At 42.9% G+C, this 1,993-nt stretch carries 2 protein-coding genes; both read left to right on the top strand.

Features of this window, described 5'->3' with window-relative positions:
- On the top strand, window positions 1-1,678 hold a 1,678-nt coding region (fliK, locus tag HUK38_RS14515; protein WP_182585037.1), incomplete at its 5' end, for a flagellar hook-length control protein FliK.
- Window positions 1,675-1,968, top strand: a complete 294-nt coding sequence (locus tag HUK38_RS14510) for an EscU/YscU/HrcU family type III secretion system export apparatus switch protein (RefSeq protein ID WP_182585036.1) — start codon at window positions 1,675-1,677, stop codon at window positions 1,966-1,968. The genes fliK and HUK38_RS14510, both read left to right, overlap by 4 nt.
- Window positions 1,969-1,993: the final 25 nt, after the last annotated feature.

The raw sequence follows: 1,993 nt of genomic DNA, 5'->3' as shown, positions 1-1,993 counted from the left end.
ACCACCCGTCCCCGCTCGTCAATCAATAAATCAACCAACTGATTTGCCCGAATTACCACCAACTCCCGCTCGGTCAGCGCAGTCATTACCAACTAATCAAGCAATTGAGTCGCTTGAATTACCACCCGTCCCCGCTCGTCAATCAATAAATCAAGCAATTGATTTGCCTGAATTACCGCCAATTCCCGCTCGTCAATCAACTAATCAACAAATCAATTCGCCTGAATTACCGCCAATTCCCGTTCGTCAAGCGCAATTATTGCCAACTAATCAACCAGTTGATTTGCCTGAATTAACACCACCTCCCAGTCATCAAACACAATTATTACCAACCAATCTACAGACTGAGTTGACAGATTCAATAGAAAAACTCACTCATCATTCACAGCTTTCGGCAACGACAACCGCGCCAGAACTAATAGATCAACATCGAATTCAGTTACAATCCAATCCGGTTAATAGTTCGGTGAATCACCAACAAGCTATACAGCAACCTCAGCAACCACTGTCACAAAATCATTTAGATCACTCAACGACACTGACACCATTATCAAATGAAACGACGCAACAGGCTGTTGCAACAACGGATTCTAATAACTTACGCTTGTATGAATCGGCGCGTCCAACTATTGGAACAACGCCAACAATTGATTCGTTAAGATCAACAACTCCAATACCGCGTATTATGGTAGAAGTGGTCGCTGTCACCCCAACAGTTGTATTACAGCCGCTTGCCGATCTTAATCAAGTTATGGCACAATCATGGCGTGATAATCAGATTCGACAGCTTTTACCTGAATCACGCGCATTATTGGCTACTCTAGCTAATTGGAGTCATAAACTACAAGAACAGTCAGCAACCGCAATTCATCCAACTACGAATTTGGCAAGCACCCGTCAAGCATTAGAAGAAATAGTTAAGCAATTGCCAGCCAGTCAACAACTCACAGATCCTAAACAATTATCGGCTGCAATGCGTAATTCTGGTATTTGGCTGGAAGCACTATTGGCGCAATCCACTCTCTATCCAGAAATGGCAGCAAGTTTTTCAACTGATTTAAAAGCGCAGTTATTTAGGCTTGCCGATCGTATTAGACATGACATTAAAACAAAAGCACTGTTTCAAGATTATTTTCGTCAAACTGATCACACAGCTTCAACTCAACTTGATATTGCCCTGACTAAAGAACAAGATGCCACATCTCTTAATCCATCGGATCGCGCATTATTAAATCATTTTGCGCGTGATGTTGACGGCATGATTAAACATGTTATCAATATGCAATTACAATCGCCTGTTCATAACTCAGAAGGAACACGTTGGCTATTGGAATTACCGTTCCAAACGAATGCAGGATTACAAGCAATAGAAGCCGATATTCGACGTGATGCGCAAACACAAAATAATGAAGAAGAGACGTGGCAAATGCAGTTACGTTTAACACTGCCAATTCTGGGTCCATTAGCAGTTAATTTGAATTTAAGTGGTGGACGTTTGAACGCATCATTAGTTGCTGAACACGCGGCGGGGGCAGCATTGTTGCGACAAAATCTATCAAAATTGCGTCAAAAACTAGAAACACATGACATTGAAATTGCCAGTCTTCATGCGGGTGAAGGGCAATGCACTCCACCCCAATCTCCAATACAGCATTCATTAATTAGTGACCGCGCATGACTGAGTCTCATTCACCACCGTTTCCTCCACAACGTAAAGCGGTTGCATTGCGTTGGGATCGCGAACACGCACCACAAATCACTGCAACTGGTACGGGTTTAACCGCGGAACAAATAATGGAAATTGCTGAAGCGCACGGCGTACCCTTGCGTGCCGATCCGGCATTAACTGAAGTACTCGCGCAAATTCCATTAGGCGATGAAATCCCGCCGGCACTGTATGTTGTAGTCGCTGAAATTTTAGCGTTTGTATTTACATTATCAGGAATAAATCCTTATGACGACGATTAAATCAACAGAAAACAGTGGTTTTTAC

The sequence above is a fragment of the Thiospirillum jenense genome (assembly GCF_014145225.1).
GTDB classification, from domain to species: domain Bacteria; phylum Pseudomonadota; class Gammaproteobacteria; order Chromatiales; family Chromatiaceae; genus Thiospirillum; species Thiospirillum jenense.
Note: the sequence above shows the minus strand (reverse complement) of the source record. Positions and strands in the feature narration are given on the sequence as shown.